This window comes from Rhizobium mesosinicum (assembly GCF_019511345.1).
Lineage (GTDB): Bacteria > Pseudomonadota > Alphaproteobacteria > Rhizobiales > Rhizobiaceae > Rhizobium > Rhizobium mesosinicum.
Genome location: NZ_JAEUAK010000007.1, coordinates 53,758 through 69,432, shown reverse-complemented (window position 1 = coordinate 69,432; position 15,675 = coordinate 53,758). Strand labels below are relative to the sequence as shown.

The window sequence follows — 15,675 nt, the reverse complement described above, 5'->3', positions numbered from 1 at the left end:
CGTCTTCATAGGACCTGATCGTCCATATGGCTCCTCCAGACGACAAGCTTCGCCTCAACATTTATCGACAATTATTCGCCAAACGGCAACAGGTAATTTCTTAAATGCCAAAAACTCTTGTAAATATCGGGTTTTTTTATCGCATGTTTAATCGTTGTTTTTTGTATTATTGACAAAATGGCCATTTCGCTTAGCTTTTGCGGCGAGCGCGGCGCCCTCCCAAGACAGCCGCATCTCATCACCATATTGGTCGGTTAGCCTTCGGGAGGAGGCAGAGGCTTGGCCGTTCACGAGGAAAGACGATGACGAGTCCCTATGACGTGACCATCAACGTTCACGCCGGCAGGCCGACAGGGGCCTATAAACCGCTGTGGAACTGGTTCGGCTATGACGAGCCGAACTACACCTATTCCCCCCATGGCAAGAAGCTTCTGAAGGAGCTGACAGAACTCAGCCCCGTCGCTCCGCGCATTCGCACCCATAATCTGTTGACGAGCGGCGACGGCAAGCCGGCCCTAAAGTGGGGCTCGACCAATGCCTATACGGAGGATGTGAACGGCAATCCCGTCTATGACTGGACGATCATCGACCAGATCTTCGACGCCTATGTCGAGGCCGGCAACATTCCGCTGATCCAGATCGGCTTCACGCCGGAGGCGCTTTCCGATTTCGACGGTCCCTACAAGCATCATTGGGAGCCGGCGGATAAATACGCGACGATCACCACCGGCTGGACCGCGCCGCCGAAGGACCTGAAGAAATGGGGCGACCTCATCGAGGCCTGGGCGCGGCATCTGGCCAACCGCTACGGCGAAGACGTCGTCTCCTCCTGGCCCTGGGAAGTGTGGAACGAGCCAGACGGCCATTACTGGACCGGTACGATTGCGGAATTCTGCGCCATGTATGATGCGAGCGCGCGCGCCGTAAAACACGCCCTGCCGAAAGCCCGCGTCGGCGGCCCGCACACGTGCGGCGGCTTCGCCAATGAGAAGGCGCAGACCTTCCTTCGCGCCTTTCTGCGCCATGTTGTCGAGAACAAGCCACCGATCGATTTCATCGCATTCCACGCCAAGGGTAATCCGGTCATCTTCGACGGCCATGTGCGCATGGGCCTGCACAAGCAGCTGCGAGACATCGAAACCAATCTCGCCATTATCAATGAATTCCCCGAGCTTCGGCATCTGCCCGTCGTCATCGGCGAATCCGACCCGGAAGGCTGTGCTGCCTGCTCGGCCCGCGTCCACCCGCAGAACGGCTACCGCAACGGACCGCTCTACGGCGTCTATGTCGTCGAGAGCATGATCCGCACTTATGAATTGTCGCGCCGTGCCAATATCGAAATCGAAGGTGCCGTAACTTGGGCCTTCCTTTTCGACGACCAGCCCTATTTCGACGGCTTCCGGGATCTCGCGACCAACGGCGTCGACAAGGCGGTGCTGAACGGCTTCCGGATGCTCGGCAAACTTGGCGGCGAGTGGCTGGAATCCGAAAGCGACTATCGCCGCGACATCGAGGATATCATGAGCCACGGCGTTCGCGACAAGCCCGACGTCAACGTCGTCGCGACCCGCGACGACAAGGGCGTCTCCGTTCTCGTCTGGCATTATCACGATGACGACGAGGCAGGCCCCGCTGCCGAGATCAGCCTGTCGATCGATGGCTGGGGCAATCGTCCGGCCGCGCTCAAGCATTTCCGCATGGACGAGCAGCACTCCAACTCCTTCCGCATCTGGAAAGAAATGGGCAAACCGCAGGATATCGCGGGCGCCGATTACACCAGGCTCGAGGCCTCCGGCAAACTCGCCGAGATCGACGACAAGACATCTGTTTCGGTCCGCGACGGCAAGATCGATCTCACCTTCTCCCTGCCGCGCCAGGGCGTGTCTCTCCTGCGCCTGGACTGGTGAGACGGCGGGAAAAGCGGGAGCGCAACCCTTCAAGTTGCACTCCGTGACCACCTCAGAGCAATCCGGCGCGCGGTCATCGTCACGTCACTGACCGCGCGTCGCTTCACTGCGCTACAATTGGCGCCGTCGAGACCAGCGCAGCACCGCGGGCACGAGCCACCTGTTCCCGAGACCCATCCACAGCCCTTCGCCACCAAAAGACGCATTTACCACAAACAGGTTTACAGCCGACAACTGACATGTTAGTCATACTCTACTGACATTAAGGAGACATATTGGTGACGGTGTTTGGTTTGTCGGTCGCATTGGCGACACCTTTTGAAAGCAGCGGCGCCATCGCCGCCGAGGTCATGCTCGCCCAGGCAAAGCGAAGCCTTGATTCGGGCTGCGCCAGCGTCACTCTCTTCGGAACAACAGGGGAAGGCGCATCGATCGGCAGTCAAGAACGCGAACGGATCCTTGACGCATTTATTGCCGCCGGCGTTCAGCCGGGGCAGATCGTCGTCGGTGTGCTCGTCGATGCGGCGGAGGATGCGGCGCAGCAGATGTCACAGGCTCTGTCGAAGGGCGTGGGCAACATCCTTCTCGCCCCACCCTCCTATTTCAAGAATGTCAGCGATGACGGCATTTTTGCCTGGTTTGCCGACGTCTTTGCGCACGTAGGCGACACAGCGCGTGACGTGCTGGTCTACAACATTCCCTCGGTCACGATGGTCGCGTTGAGCATCGACCTGATCAGCCGGTTGCGAAAGGCTTTCCCATCCATCGTCACCGGCGTCAAGGACTCCTCCGGCGACTGGCCCTACACCGAGACCCTGCTGCGCCAGCATGGCGACCTGATCATCCTGATCGGCGACGAGCGGCACCTCGCCAAGGGTGTGCGTATGGGAGGCCAGGGTGCGATTTCGGGCATGGCCAATTTTGCGCCGCACGAAGTCCGCGCCATGGCCGTCGACGGCAATGACGATCCGCGCGTCGAACAGTTCGTTGGCGAACTTCTCAAGCATCCCGTGACGCCGGCTGTGAAAGTCATGGTGGCAAAAATGACTGGCGATGATAGATGGCTTGCGGTTCGCCCTCCTTTGACGTCAATCTCCGCCGATGGCAGACGCGAGCTTGCCCTTGCTTTTGACGGACTTTTTCGCACAAAGGCAGCATAGCGGTCATGTACGAGGAGAGCCCGATGGATGGAGCGGACGAGCAGCCGACGCTGAGAGAGAAAGCTTATGAGAGCTTTACCCGGCATCTGCTTGCGCGTGACGTTCGTCCCGGGCAATTCGTCTCGCAGCGCAGACTTGTCGAGCTGACCGGCCTGACGCTTGGCGCCATTCGCGAGCTCATTCCGCGGCTTGAAGCTGAGGGCCTCATCAAGACCGTACCGCAGCGCGGTCTGCAGATTGCCCACATCGATCTCAACCTCATCCGCGAAGCCTTTCAGCTCCGACTTTTTCTCGAAAAGGAAGCCGTTGGCATCTTCACGGAAACGGCAAGCGACGAGACGATTGCGGCACTCCTGAAGCAGCATCGCGAGATCGTGGCGGCAATCGAAGGCGGCAATCATTCACATGAACTGGAAGCCCACGCCCAGGCCGTCGACTGGGGCATGCATGATGCCTTCATCGATGCGCTCGGAAACACCATCATTTCCAACGCCTACCGCGTCAACTCCATCAAGATGCGCCTGATCAGCCAGGAACGCTTCCGCATCGACGGGCGCGTCGGCCCCGTCATGGGTGAGCATCTTCGCGTCCTGGAGGCCATTGAGCAAAGGAATGCGCAAGGGGCCGTCGATGCGCTTGCCGCACATATCAATCACGCGCGAAGTCGCGCGCTGAGAATTTAGACTGACGCCTGCGGTGAGGAGATCGCAGGCTACACAAGAGGAGGAGAGCAGCATGTCATCATCATTCATTCGTCCGACGCGCCGAAACTTCCTGGCAGGTTCCGCAGCAATCGGTGCCGCCGGCCTGCTGGGCATCAAGCCTGCTTCGGCAGCTGTCGACTGGAAGCGCTTTGCCGGAACGACGCTCGAGGTCAATCTCGTCAAGAGCCCGCGTAGCGAGACGATCCTCAAATATCTGAGCGAGTTCGAGGCCCTGACCGGCATCAAGGTCAATGCCGAGGCAACGCCGGAGCAGCAGCAGCGCCAGAAGACGACGATCGAACTCAGCTCCGGCAAGCCCAGCTTCGACGTCGTGCACCTCAGCTATCACGTCCAGAAGCGCCAGTTCGAAAAGGGCGGCTGGCTTGCCGACATCAGTGGCTTCATCAAGGATCCGTCGCTGACCGACCCATCTCTGGTCGAAAGCGACTTTGCAGAAGCCGGCCTGCAGTTTGCCAAGGACTCGCAAGGCGTGCTGCGCTCGCTTCCCTTCTCGGTGGACTACTGGATCGTCTACTGGAACAAGGAATTGTTCGAGAAGAAGGGCCTGTCCTATCCGTCGACATTCGATGACATGGCTAGTGCCGCTGAAGCCCTGACCGATAAGTCCTCCAATAGCTACGGCTTCGTGGCTCGTGGCCTCAAGAATGCCAACGTTCCGGTTTGGACCACCCTGCTGCTCGGCTATGGCTCGACGCCGCTCGGCCCGGATGGAAAGCTGCGCACGACCTCTGACGAAGCCGTCGAGGCGGCCAAGATGTATCAGCGCCTGATGACGAAGTCTGCGCCCGTTGGCGTGTCCGGCTTCAACTGGGCGGAGGCACAGTCTGCCTTCCTGCAGGGCAAGGTCGGCATGTGGCTCGATGGCGTCGGCTTCGCGCCGCCGATCGAGAATCCGGAAAAGTCCCGCGTCGTCGGCAAGGTCGGCTACGGTATCATGCCGAAGGGACCAAAGGCACAGGCGGCCGCCACGACCGGTGACGGCATCGGCGTCACCGCCGCCAGCAAGAACAAGGAAGCGGCCTATCTCTTCTGCCAGTGGGTCATTTCCCACGACATGGGCGCGCGCCTTCTGCAGGCGGGTGCCGGCGTTCCCTTCCGCAATTCGATTCTCGAAGACGCCAAGGTTCGCGAGGGCGTCACCATGCCGAGCACCTGGGTCGATGCCGTTGCGGGCTCGGCAAAGGTCTCGCAGCTCGCGCTGCCGGTCATCATCCCGGTTACCGAGTTCCGCGACATCTATGGCGTCGGCTTGACCAACATGATCGGCGGCGCCGATCCGGCAGCGGAACTGAAGAGCGCCACGGCGCAGTTCGAACCGGTACTGGCCCGAAGCGAGGGATAATGGCATCCGTGAGCATGGACACCACGCGATCGAATAGCATCGCAAACGGGAGGAGCAAGCCAGGTCGGCTTGCTCCGAACTACTGGCCCTTCGTTGTCCCGGCGCTGCTCGTCATCGCCGCGGTCATCGTGTTTCCTTGGGTGTTTACGCTCTGGATGAGCGTGAACAGCTGGACCCTGGGCCAGCCGGTGGTTTTTGCCGGTCTGGACAATTACACCCGGCTGCTGGTGGACATGCGCTTCTGGGAATCGCTTTGGCACACGGCGCTCTACACGCTGCTTGCCGTCGTCGCCCCTCTCATCCTGGGCACGCTCGCGGCCCTGATCTTCGACGCGCAGTTTCCGTTCCGCGGATTGCTGCGCGGCGTTTTCGTCATGCCGATGATGGCGACACCGGTCGCCATAGCGCTCGTCTGGACGATGATGTTCCATCCGCAGCTCGGCGTGCTCAATTACCTGCTGTCGCTCGTGGGCATCGGGCCGCAGGAATGGATCTACAACCAGAACAGCGTCATTCCCTCGCTCGTGCTGGTCGAGACCTGGCAATGGACACCGCTGATCATGCTGATCGTTCTCGGGGGCCTGGCGGCCGTTCCGCGCGAACCCTATGAGAGTGCCGAAATCGACGGCGCCAACGCCTGGCAGAAGTTCCGCTACCTGACCCTGCCGATGATCGCACCCTTCCTGATGATCGGCGTGATGATCAGAAGCATCGATGCGGTCAAGAGCTTCGATATCATCTATGCGATGACACAGGGCGGGCCCGGCACCGCATCGGAGACGATCAACATCTATCTCTATAATACGGCCTTCTCCTACTATGACATCGGCTACGGGTCGGCGATGGCGGTCGTCTTCTTCATCATGATTATCGCGCTTTCCTTCGTCCTGATGATGATCCGGCAGCGCGCCAACTGGTCCGACACGGAGACACGCTGATGAAACGCAAGACGATCGATCGCATCGGGCTGCTGTTTGTCGCCCTCGTCATGGTCTCCCCTGTCATCCTGTTCTTTCTCTGGATGATCTCGCTATCGCTGAAATATGAAATCGACAATGGCGCCTATCCGCCGATCTTCATCCCCGAGCGTTTCGCCTGGTCGAACTACATGAAGGTCTTCGAGGAGAATAATTTCTTCCTCTATTTCTGGAATTCGATCCTCGTAACCGGCGGCGCAACCTTGCTCGCGCTGCTGATCGGCGTACCCGCCGGCTACGGCATCGCGCGGCTCAAGGCGGAGCGTTCCGCCATGGTCATCATGATCGCCCGCATGACGCCAGGCCTGTCCTTCCTCATTCCGCTGTTCCTGCTGTTCCAGTGGCTGAACCTTCTCGGCACGCTCTGGCCGCAGATCATCATCCATCTGGTGGTAACGGTGCCGATCGTCGTCTGGATCATGATCGGCTATTTCGAAACGACGCCGATGGAGCTTGAAGAGGCGGCCAGCATCGACGGCGCGACCTCCTGGCAGGTCTTCCGCCTGGTGGCGCTGCCGATCGCCAAGCCCGGCATCGTCGTAGCTTTCATCCTCTCGGTCATCTTCTCCTGGAACAACTTCGTCTTCGGCATCGTGCTTGCGAGCCGCGAAACCAGAACCCTGCCTGTGGCCGTCTATAACATGCTCTCGTTCGAGCAGGTCAGTTGGGGGCCGCTTGCTGCAGCCGCACTCATCGTAACCCTGCCCGTGCTGGTACTCACCATGTTTGCGCAAAAGCAGATCGTTGCGGGCCTGACGGCTGGTGCCGTCAAGGGCGGCTGACCCAGGCATTCAAAGGACCATCAACATGGCAAACGTGAATATTCGAAACGTCCAGAAACGCTTTGGCGCCGTCAATGTCATCAGGGACATCAGCGTTGATATTGCCGACGGAGAATTCGTTGTGCTCGTCGGTCCGTCCGGCTGCGGCAAATCCACCCTGCTGCGCATGATTGCCGGCCTGGAGGAAATGAGCGACGGCGAAATCCGGATCGGTGCTCGTGACGTCAGCAACCTGAGGGCCCGCGACCGCGATATCGCAATGGTCTTCCAGAACTATGCGCTCTATCCGCATATGAGCGTCGCCGACAACATGGGCTTTGCTCTGAAGCTGAAAAAGGCCGATACGTCGGAGATTTCCGAACGGGTCGCTAAGGCGGCTAACATCCTTGGCCTTGAAAAGCTGCTCGACCGTTATCCCAAACAGCTCTCAGGGGGCCAGCGTCAGCGTGTCGCCATGGGCCGCGCATTGGTGCGCGATCCGCAAGTCTTCCTGTTCGACGAGCCGCTTTCCAATCTCGATGCGAAGCTGCGCGTGCAGATGCGCGCCGAAATCAAATCGCTGCATCAGCGTATCAAGACGACGACGATCTATGTCACCCACGACCAGATCGAGGCGATGACGATGGCTGACAAGATCGTCGTTCTGCATGATGGCGTCATCGAGCAGGTCGGCGCTCCCCTGGAACTCTATGACCGCCCCGCCAATCTCTTCGTCGCCGGCTTTATCGGCTCGCCCTCCATGAATTTCATCGACGGCAGGATTGAAGAAGGTGTCTTCCGCACCGAGATGGGCCTCATCTTGCCACTGCCGGAAAACATCAAGAGCGCACCACCCGTTGGTCAGCTCGTCTACGGTATCCGTCCCGAACATATTCGCGCCAGCCAAGGCGGCATTGGCGGCCGTGCCGAAATTGTCGAGGGAACGGGATCGGAAATCTTCGCCAAGCTGGATTGCAATGGAGAACAGATTTCCTGCCTTTTCCGTGAACGGCTGGCAATCGCGTACGGCGATACAGTTTCGATCGCGATCGATCCGGCAAGTGTCCATCTCTTCGACAAGTCAACTGGCCGACGCATTTGAGCCCGACCTTCTCCGATGCGGGCAGCAAGCCGCGCCACGTGCTCTGCGTCGGTGCTGCCGTGCTCGATACACTGTTTCGTGTCCGCACGATCCCGCAGACGCCGGGTAAGGTTCTGCCCTATGAAATGCTGCAAGTGGCCGAGGGCATGGCTTCCAGTGCGGCCTATGCGATCGTGCGCCTCGGTGGTCTTGCAAGCCTGTGGGGCGCAGTCGGCGACGATCCGGCCGGCCGGCAGATCCTGTCAGAGCTCGAACAAGCGGGAATTGATGTCGACGGCAGCGCCCGGGTTGCGGGCGCCCGTTCGGCCGTTTCGACTATCCTCATTGACGACGATGGCGAAAGGCTGATCGTTCCCTTCTACGATCCGCGACTGCACGAACACGTCAAGGAGGTCACGGCCGACGATCTCGCTACATTCGATGCCGTCATGGTGGATGTGCGCTGGCCGGCTCTCGGCCTCAACGTCCTTCAGGCAGCAAGGGCAGCCGGAAAGCCCGCGATCCTCGATGGCGATGTCGCTGCGCCTCACATCATCGACATGCTGGCGAAACATGCCGACCACATCATCTTTTCGGAGCCGGCAGCCAACAGCCTTTCGCAAATCGACGATCCGGCCGGCATGGTACCCCTTCTCAAGACGCAATATCCGCAAGCTTTGATCGTGGTTACCGCCGGAGAGCGCGGCAGCTATTGGTGGAACGAAGAAACTGCTGATGTCGCGCATCTGCCCGCATTTCGGGTCAAGGCGGTCGACACACTGGCGGCCGGGGATATTTTCCATGGCGCCTATGCGTTGGCGGTCACGGAGGGATTGACGACAGATGCCGCCATACGGATGGCCTCTGCCGCTGCAGCGTTGAAATGCAGCACCTTTGGCGGGCGGCTCGGCGCACCGCAGCGTGCCGAGGTTTCGGCTTTGCTGGGGGATGGCGATCGCACGCCAACGGCGGCAGCCGATATGATTGCCGGCCGATCCATCTAGGACCTCAGTTTTCGCTCACATAGGCGAGGTAGCGCTTCTTGCTCGGCTGCAGGTGATCGACACAGAGCTGCGCCAAGACCCAGTTGTCCCTGCCTTTCAGCATCTCGATCATCAGCCGATGATGTTCGTGTGAGATCTGCAGCGATTCCTTGCTGGACATGGAATTGGCGCGCACCGGCAGGCTGAGGCGCATATAGAGTTCGATCGACTGAACGAGATGGGAATTGCCACAGGCTGCGAAGAGCGTCAGGTGGAACCGGTCGTTCGTCTCGTGCACGCCGCGCAGGTAGCCAGATTCGACATGCCGGCCGTGCTCTTCATGCAGGACCGTCAGTTCAGCGATCAGCTCGTCGGGCGCCGGCAATGGAATCCAGAGAGCGGCCTGCCGCTGTAGCAGCTCGCGCACGTCATAGATCTCCTGCACCTGCCGAGGGGTCAGCGAACGGACAGTGGCACCCTTGTTGCGCTCGCGCACGACGATGCCCATCGCCTCCAATTGGACAATGGCCTGGCGGGCGAAATGGCGGGTGACATGGAAGCGCGCCAGCAGCGTGTCCTCGGTCAGCCGCGTGCCCGGCGCCAGCCGTCCGAAGATGATGTCTTCCTCAAGGGCGCGCGCGATGCTGAGGTCGTCGTGTTCGATCTCACCTTCCCTGATATCATCAAGCGTCTGCATCCATAATCCTCCGGCGGCTGGCCATCTTACCGCGGTTTGTCTCGAGCGTCGAACCGGCTCAGCCGATAGATATCTTCAACCAGCGCCAGCGTTTTCATGTTATCGTCGGGGACCGTCTCCATCGCCGCACGCCCCTCCAGCCCGTCGAGAAAATGGCTGATCGTTTCATCATAGGCGCCCTGATAGACCGCATCCGCGTCAAATTCCTCCAGGCGCTGTATTTGCCCCTTCGCCGAAAGACGGATGCCATCCAGTTCCAGCGTCGCCTGTGTACCAAAAATCCGCAGATGGTCACGTGGCGCCGGCGGAGCGCCATGCACCGCGAGACTGGCGTTTACAGTGACGATCACCCCGTCGTCCAGACGGCGCAGGATTACGGACGCAACATCTTCGGCGACAATGTCGTCATTGCTGCGCTCGAGATGTGCGGCAACAACCTCCATCTCGCCTAACAGGTAGCGCAGCGTATCCAGATGATGGATCATCACCTCCATGACAAGAAGGCGTTCCTGTCTGCGGAAAAACGGCTGGCGGACGAGCGCCGGCCTTCTGCCCTCACCGTCCGCGATCATTCCACTCGATAGGAATTCGAACTGGACCTGCCTGACGGCACCCGCAATGCCCTCTTCCATCCATGCCTTCAGCCGGCGATAGTAAGCACGAAAACGCCAGTTCTCATGCACCATCAGCCGGATCGACGACGGCAAACCGGCAACGAGAGCAGCGGCCTGATCATAGTCGGGCGCGAGTGGCTTCTGACAGATGATATCGAGCCCCCTTGCCGCGGCGAGCCGCACAAGCGCGACATGGACCTCGCGCGGCGCGCAGATATCGACCGCGTCGAGCGCTTCATTCGCCAGCATCGTCTCCGCACTTGCGTAAACGCGTGGGATGCCAAAGTGCTGGCTTTTGGCCTCGCGCGCCTCGGCGGAGGGATCGGCGACCGCGACGATCTCGGCGCGCGCCGACTGTTTTGCCCATGCCGGCAGATGATATTCACTCACCCAGCCGGCGCCAATAATTCCTACGCGCCTTCGCCTGATCTCTTCCACAAATCACCGCACCCTGTTTTATCGATAATCTAAGCGCCACCCGCCGGAAAGCCAATGCCTAATGCAGATAAAAACCGCAGAATATCGTGAATTATAGTGAGTTTTCTTTATCAAATTGCCTGCCAAGTTAAGCCGCACGCATGTCGCTATATCTTATTTATTGACAATCCTGCGTATCCCACTAGGCTTGAGATCGATTAAGGGACGAGGGAGGAACAATGTCGAGCGGTCTTCGTCGCAAGCTGACGAGTTACGGCGATCAGGGTTTTTCCCTTTTCCTCCGGAAGGCCTTCATCAAGGCGATGGGCTATTCCGACGATGCCCTCGATCGCCCGATCGTGGGGATTGCCAATACCTACAGCGATTTCAACCCCTGCCACGGCAATGTCCCGCAGCTGATCGAAGCGGCCAAGCGCGGCGTTATGCTCGCCGGCGCCATGCCTATGGTCTTCCCGACTATTTCTATCCACGAGAGCTTTGCCTCGCCGACCTCGATGTATTTGCGCAATCTGATGGCGATGGAAACCGAGGAGATGATCCGCGCCCAGCCGATGGATGCAGTGATCCTGATCGGTGGCTGCGACAAGACCCTGCCGGCGCAGATCATGGCCGCCGCCAGCAGCGAGATCCCGGCGATCTTCCTGCCGACAGGGCCGATGGCCGTCGGCAATCACAAGGGCGAGAGGCTCGGCGCCTGCACCGATTGCCGCCGTTTCTGGGGCCGCTTTCGCGCAGGCGAAATTGACGAGTCGGAGATTGCCGATGTCAATAACAAGCTCGCAAGCTCGATCGGCACCTGCACGGTCATGGGAACGGCGAGCACCATGGCCAACCTGACCGAGGTGATGGGTCTCTGCCTGCCGCGGGCGGGATCGGCACCGGCTGCCGAATCCGAGCGGGTACGGCTTGCCGAAGAGACGGGACGTGTCGCCGCCGCGCTTGCAGCCAACCCGGATGCGCCGACTGTCCGTGATATCCTGACACCAGCGGTCATCCGCAACGGTCTTGTCGCGCTGCAGGCGATGGGCGGCTCGACGAATGCCGTCGTCCACCTTGCCGCCATTACGGGACGGCTCGGCATTCACCTCGACATGGCCGAGCTCGACAGGCTTGGCAAGGTCATCCCCTTGCTCGTCGATCTGCAGCCCTCCGGCCAGCACTATATGGAACAGTTCCACGAGGCCGGCGGTGTGCAGACGCTGCTGAAAGCCGTTCGCCACGAGCTCGACGGCAACCAGCAGACGGTCTATGGAAAGACCATTGGCGAGGTGATCGACGCCGCTCCCGATGAGCCTGGGCAGACAATCATCCGCACGGTCGAAAAGCCGCTGAAGCCGATCGGCACCATTGCCGTACTCCATGGCAATCTCGCGCCTCGCGGCGCAGTCATCAAACAATCTGCCGCATCGAAGGACCTGCTGCAGCACGAGGGACGAGCGGTCGTGTTCGATTCCGTCGAGGACATGACCCTGCGGATCGACAGCGACGACCTTGACGTTCGCGCCGACGATATACTCGTTCTGCGCAATGCCGGTCCGAAAGGCGCGCCGGGCATGCCCGAAGCCGGATACCTGCCGATCCCGCGCAAGCTCGCCCGTCAAGGTGTCAAGGACATGGTGCGGATCTCCGATGCCCGCATGAGCGGTACCGCTTTCGGGACCATCGTACTCCACATCGCCCCCGAAGCTGCCGCCGGCGGACCCTTGGCGATCGTCAGAACCGGTGACCGCATCCGGCTCGACGTCAGGGAAAGACGCATTGACCTTGTAATCGACCAGGTGGAATTCGACCGGCGTTTGGCCAGGCTTGGACAGATGCCGGCAACAGAGCCGGCACGCGGCTATGCGAAGCTCTATCACACGCGTGTGCTGCAGGCAGACGAAGGTGTCGATTTCGACTTTCTCCAGCACGAAGAACTCGAAAAGAAATGAACCTGACAGAAAGCGAAGCGCCACTCTGCCTGCCGCGCCGGCCGCTGACACATCTTCCGGCAAAGCCCCTGCCGCGAGGCGCGATCGACACCCATTTCCATGTTTTCCGATCGGACGCTCCGCTCAACTCTCCCCGCAGCTATACGCCCCAGATAGCAACGACTGCCGACTGGCTTGCCTTCGCTGAGGAGCTTGGCATCGGCAAGGGGGTTCTCGTGCAGCCGAGCGTCTACGGCCTCGACAACCGGGTTCTGATTGAGGCTCTGGCCGCGCTTCCTGATCGCCTACGCGGCATTGTCGTCATCGATCCCGAGGTGGGCACCGACGAAATTGTCCGGCTCGACACACTCGGCGTGCGTGGAATTCGCATCAATACCCGCAACAAGGGCGGCCTGCCGTTGACAGCTGCTGAAAAGCTTGCGGCAGCCATCCGCGAATTCGATTGGTCACTGCAGTTGCAGATCAACCCGGACCAGATCGACGATCTTGCCGTGCGGTTGCCGCCCCTTAATATCCGCTTCGTTATCGATCACCTGGGCTTTACAGCGCTTGATGGCGGCGAATGGCGCCCGTATGTTCGGGCGCTGCAGCAGCTCGCCGACCATCCTGGTGGCTATATCAAGCTAACCGCGCCCTATCGGCTGACGAGTCAGCCCGGCTATGCCGGTTTTGCCGAAGTGGTACGCACGCTTGCGGCCAGCCATCCGGACAAGCTGCTCTGGGGCAGCGACTGGCCGCATACCGAACTCTGGAGCGATATGCCCGATGATGCCGACCTGATCGATCGGGTGCAGGAGGCGATTGGCGATCCGGCCCTTGCACGCAAGATTTTCGTCGAGAACGCCGAAACGTTGTTCTTTGGCCGCTAGGGCAATTCCGGAAGAGTACCACGCGGATCTCCCTCTGGACTTGCGAAGAACAAAAAGCTGAACCGCTCCAACGTTAATGTTCACCGAAAGCAATCTCAACCGCCGCGGCCATACGTGGGGCGCTGGTTCGTCTTGCTTGGCGGACTGGGAGTGTTGTCGATTGATCTGAGCCCTTCAAACTGGACCAGTTTTGGTTAGAGTTTTCTGGTGGATTTTCCTGGCTGGGAAAGGAGCGGAAGACGATGAAGGCATCGCAGTTTTCGGACGCCCAGAAGGCGTTCATCCTGAAGCAGGGTGCAGGGATCAGCCAGGCGACCTTTTTCAACTGGAAGAAAAAATATGCGGGCATGCTGCCGCCGGAGATGAAGAAGCTGAAGCAGCTCGAGGACGAGAATGCGCGATTGAAGAAGATCGTCGCGGATCTGACATTGGACCGCGAGATGTTGCAGGACGTCATTCGGCGAAAGCTCTAAGGCCTGCTCGCAAGCGAGAGATGGTGAAGGGCATGTGCCAGGACTGGGCGATCTCGATCCGGCGTGCCTGTGGGGCGCTGAACTTCGATCGGTCAACCTACCACTACACCTCTCGCCGCGCCGACCAGGCCGGTCTTGAACGTCGTATTCGTGAGATCTGCGAGACCCGTGTCCGTTACGGCTATCGCCGCGTGCATGTGCTCTTAGAGCGTGAGGGCTGGGGCACGAACATTAAGCGGACCTACCGCATTTACAGGGACTTGGGCCTTCAACTCAGGAAGAAGACGCCGAAGCGCAGAGTGAAAGCCAAGCTCCGGGAGGATCGGAAAATGGCTGTCGGACCGAATGATGTCTGGGCGATGGACTTCGTGCACGACCAGCTGGCGACCGGCAAGAAACTGCGGGTTCTGACGGTGGTTGATACCTTCTCACGATACGTGCCGGTGCTTGATCCGCGGCATAGCTACCGCGGAGAAGATGTCGTGCAGACGCTCGAACGGGTGTGCCGTCAGGTCGGCTATCCGAAGACGATCCGTGTTGGCCAGGGGACGGAGTTCGTGTCACGCGATCTCGACCTCTGGGCCTACGCCAAAGGCGTGACATTGGGAAAGTTGATCAAGCGGCGAGTGGCATCCATGATCCGTTCATCGATCATGATAGCGGCTGAAGGATTATCTGCCTCGATATAGCTGAATATGGCGTCACGATCCGACAGAGCGAACGCAGACCATATCAGCTTCATGATTTGCGGCTACCCACTTTGAGGCGCGCTGTCGCCCGGCGTTCCGCGAAATGTGCCTCGACTTCATCATCCGGAATATCGGCCCGCGGGTCATTCAGCGCTTCCAGCACCTTCGCGCGAAACCAAGCGTCGTGAGCTTCGCTGCCCGAGAAAAGTTCAAATGGCAACGCACCCTCGTTGGCCGTCCGGGTGAGTAAGATCCGAACCGCGTCCGATACCGTTAGGCCCATGCTCTCAAGAACGGCGGAAGCACGATCGCGAACGTCAGCATCAATACGTGTTTGGACAAGTGCGTTTGCAGCCATGGCTATCTCCATATCTGGCACAAACGTAATGCATTTGCATGACGATATCCACAGCGAGATTTAGGATAGGAAACACTCGTCTCTTGTTCCCGTTGGCAGTCTGAACTTTCTGTCACGGTCAGTACGGGCCAGACAGCTGTGTCGCCACCGGATGCACGACCTCACACAGACATTACAGATAATACCCAACGGAAGCCGATGACCTATACGGCACGTCGGCAAGACAAGATCACACCCCTCACCTGCCCGGCCGCACCAGCGATCGGGCGATATCGATGATGTCGTCACGGGCGGCAGTCGGGTCCTCCCGGTTCCAGGCGACACCGAGACCGATCTTGAAATCGACGCCCCGCACCTTCTTGAGCTCGAAGCCGCGGTTGGGCAGATCCTGCGTCTATTCCGGAACGAAGCCGATGCCAAGCCCGGCCGAGACCAGCGACACCAGCGAGAAGGTGTCGTCACAGGTGTAGGTGACATTGTCGGTCAGATCGTGCTCCTCGAACTTTTCTGCAAAATAGCGTTCGCTGTAGGAGAGGTTCTGGCGGGAAAAGGAGATGATCTTCTCGGAGCGAAGATCCGCAAGATCGATCTCGCTCTTGCATGACAGCGGGCTCTCTTAAGCCGGTCCAGTCGGCAGGAATCTGGTCCCCTTCGAAGCGCTGCGCTCGGG

Annotated in this window: 14 protein-coding genes and 2 pseudogenes; 11 read left to right on the top strand and 5 right to left on the bottom strand. The window is 59.7% G+C overall.

Going from position 1 to position 15,675, the window contains the following annotated elements:
- Positions 1–302: 302 nt before the first annotated feature.
- The 8 genes from JNB85_RS18885 (at position 303) to JNB85_RS18850 (ending at position 8,957) form a co-directional block, all read left to right on the top strand.
- Positions 303–1,907 carry a GH39 family glycosyl hydrolase gene (locus tag JNB85_RS18885; protein WP_220335837.1) on the top strand — a complete coding sequence of 535 codons (1,605 nt, stop codon included), beginning with the start codon at positions 303–305 and terminating at the stop codon, positions 1,905–1,907.
- Positions 1,908–2,182: 275 nt separating this feature from the next.
- Positions 2,183–3,067 (top strand): dihydrodipicolinate synthase family protein, encoded by an 885-nt coding sequence (locus JNB85_RS18880; protein ID WP_220335836.1) that lies wholly within the window; start codon positions 2,183–2,185, stop codon positions 3,065–3,067.
- A 23-nt stretch (positions 3,068–3,090) separates the two neighbouring features.
- The gene (locus JNB85_RS18875) at positions 3,091–3,750 is read left to right on the top strand and encodes a GntR family transcriptional regulator (RefSeq protein ID WP_220335835.1); all 660 of its coding nucleotides are present in this window, start codon (positions 3,091–3,093) and stop codon (positions 3,748–3,750) included.
- Positions 3,751–3,802: 52 nt separating this feature from the next.
- Positions 3,803–5,134 (top strand): ABC transporter substrate-binding protein, encoded by a 1,332-nt coding sequence (locus JNB85_RS18870; RefSeq protein ID WP_220335834.1) that lies wholly within the window; start codon positions 3,803–3,805, stop codon positions 5,132–5,134.
- Complete coding sequence (locus tag JNB85_RS18865; RefSeq protein WP_220335833.1) at positions 5,134–6,072, top strand: carbohydrate ABC transporter permease; 939 nt, start codon at positions 5,134–5,136, stop codon at positions 6,070–6,072. Before JNB85_RS18870 ends, JNB85_RS18865 begins: the two co-directional genes overlap by 1 nt.
- Positions 6,072–6,893, top strand: coding sequence for a carbohydrate ABC transporter permease (locus JNB85_RS18860; protein ID WP_007816916.1), 822 nt, complete (start codon positions 6,072–6,074; stop codon positions 6,891–6,893). Before JNB85_RS18865 ends, JNB85_RS18860 begins: the two co-directional genes overlap by 1 nt.
- Before the next feature lie 25 nt (positions 6,894–6,918).
- Entirely contained in the window at positions 6,919–7,974 is a 1,056-nt protein-coding gene (locus JNB85_RS18855) for an ABC transporter ATP-binding protein (protein ID WP_220335832.1), read from the top strand.
- The gene (locus JNB85_RS18850; RefSeq protein ID WP_220335831.1) at positions 7,971–8,957 is read left to right on the top strand and encodes a PfkB family carbohydrate kinase; all 987 of its coding nucleotides are present in this window, start codon (positions 7,971–7,973) and stop codon (positions 8,955–8,957) included. The genes JNB85_RS18855 and JNB85_RS18850 overlap by 4 nt, the downstream gene beginning before the upstream one ends.
- Positions 8,958–8,961: 4 nt before the next feature.
- Here JNB85_RS18850 and JNB85_RS18845 read toward each other — a convergent pair whose 3' ends face one another.
- Both JNB85_RS18845 and JNB85_RS18840 read right to left on the bottom strand, forming a co-directional pair.
- Positions 8,962–9,633 (bottom strand): GntR family transcriptional regulator, encoded by a 672-nt coding sequence (locus tag JNB85_RS18845; protein WP_220335830.1) that lies wholly within the window; start codon positions 9,631–9,633, stop codon positions 8,962–8,964.
- A gap of 26 nt (positions 9,634–9,659) precedes the next feature.
- The gene (locus tag JNB85_RS18840) at positions 9,660–10,685 is read right to left on the bottom strand and encodes a Gfo/Idh/MocA family protein (protein ID WP_220335829.1); all 1,026 of its coding nucleotides are present in this window, start codon (positions 10,683–10,685) and stop codon (positions 9,660–9,662) included.
- A gap of 218 nt (positions 10,686–10,903) precedes the next feature.
- Here JNB85_RS18840 and JNB85_RS18835 point away from each other — a divergent pair, with 218 nt between their 5' ends.
- The 3 genes and pseudogenes from JNB85_RS18835 to JNB85_RS18825 all read left to right on the top strand — a co-directional run.
- A complete protein-coding gene (locus JNB85_RS18835; protein ID WP_220335828.1) occupies positions 10,904–12,616 on the top strand; it encodes an IlvD/Edd family dehydratase in 1,713 nt (570 codons plus the stop codon).
- Positions 12,613–13,485 (top strand): amidohydrolase family protein, encoded by an 873-nt coding sequence (locus JNB85_RS18830; RefSeq protein ID WP_220335827.1) that lies wholly within the window; start codon positions 12,613–12,615, stop codon positions 13,483–13,485. The genes JNB85_RS18835 and JNB85_RS18830 overlap by 4 nt, the downstream gene beginning before the upstream one ends.
- 242 nt (positions 13,486–13,727) lie before the next feature.
- Positions 13,728–14,563, top strand: a pseudogene (locus JNB85_RS18825) (IS3 family transposase); the annotation flags it as partial.
- On the opposite strand, the gene JNB85_RS18820 reads toward JNB85_RS18825, so the two are convergent.
- The 3 genes and pseudogenes from JNB85_RS18820 to JNB85_RS18810 all read right to left on the bottom strand — a co-directional run.
- Entirely contained in the window at positions 14,542–14,700 is a 159-nt protein-coding gene (locus tag JNB85_RS18820) for a type II toxin-antitoxin system RelE/ParE family toxin (RefSeq protein WP_220335826.1), read from the bottom strand. The pseudogene JNB85_RS18825 and the gene JNB85_RS18820 overlap by 22 nt on opposite strands.
- Positions 14,697–15,005, bottom strand: a complete 309-nt coding sequence (locus JNB85_RS18815; RefSeq protein ID WP_220335825.1) for a type II toxin-antitoxin system RelB/DinJ family antitoxin — start codon at positions 15,003–15,005, stop codon at positions 14,697–14,699. The genes JNB85_RS18820 and JNB85_RS18815 overlap by 4 nt, the downstream gene beginning before the upstream one ends.
- 238 nt (positions 15,006–15,243) lie before the next feature.
- Positions 15,244–15,618: pseudogene (locus tag JNB85_RS18810) on the bottom strand (LysR family substrate-binding domain-containing protein); the annotation flags it as partial.
- Positions 15,619–15,675: the final 57 nt, after the last annotated feature.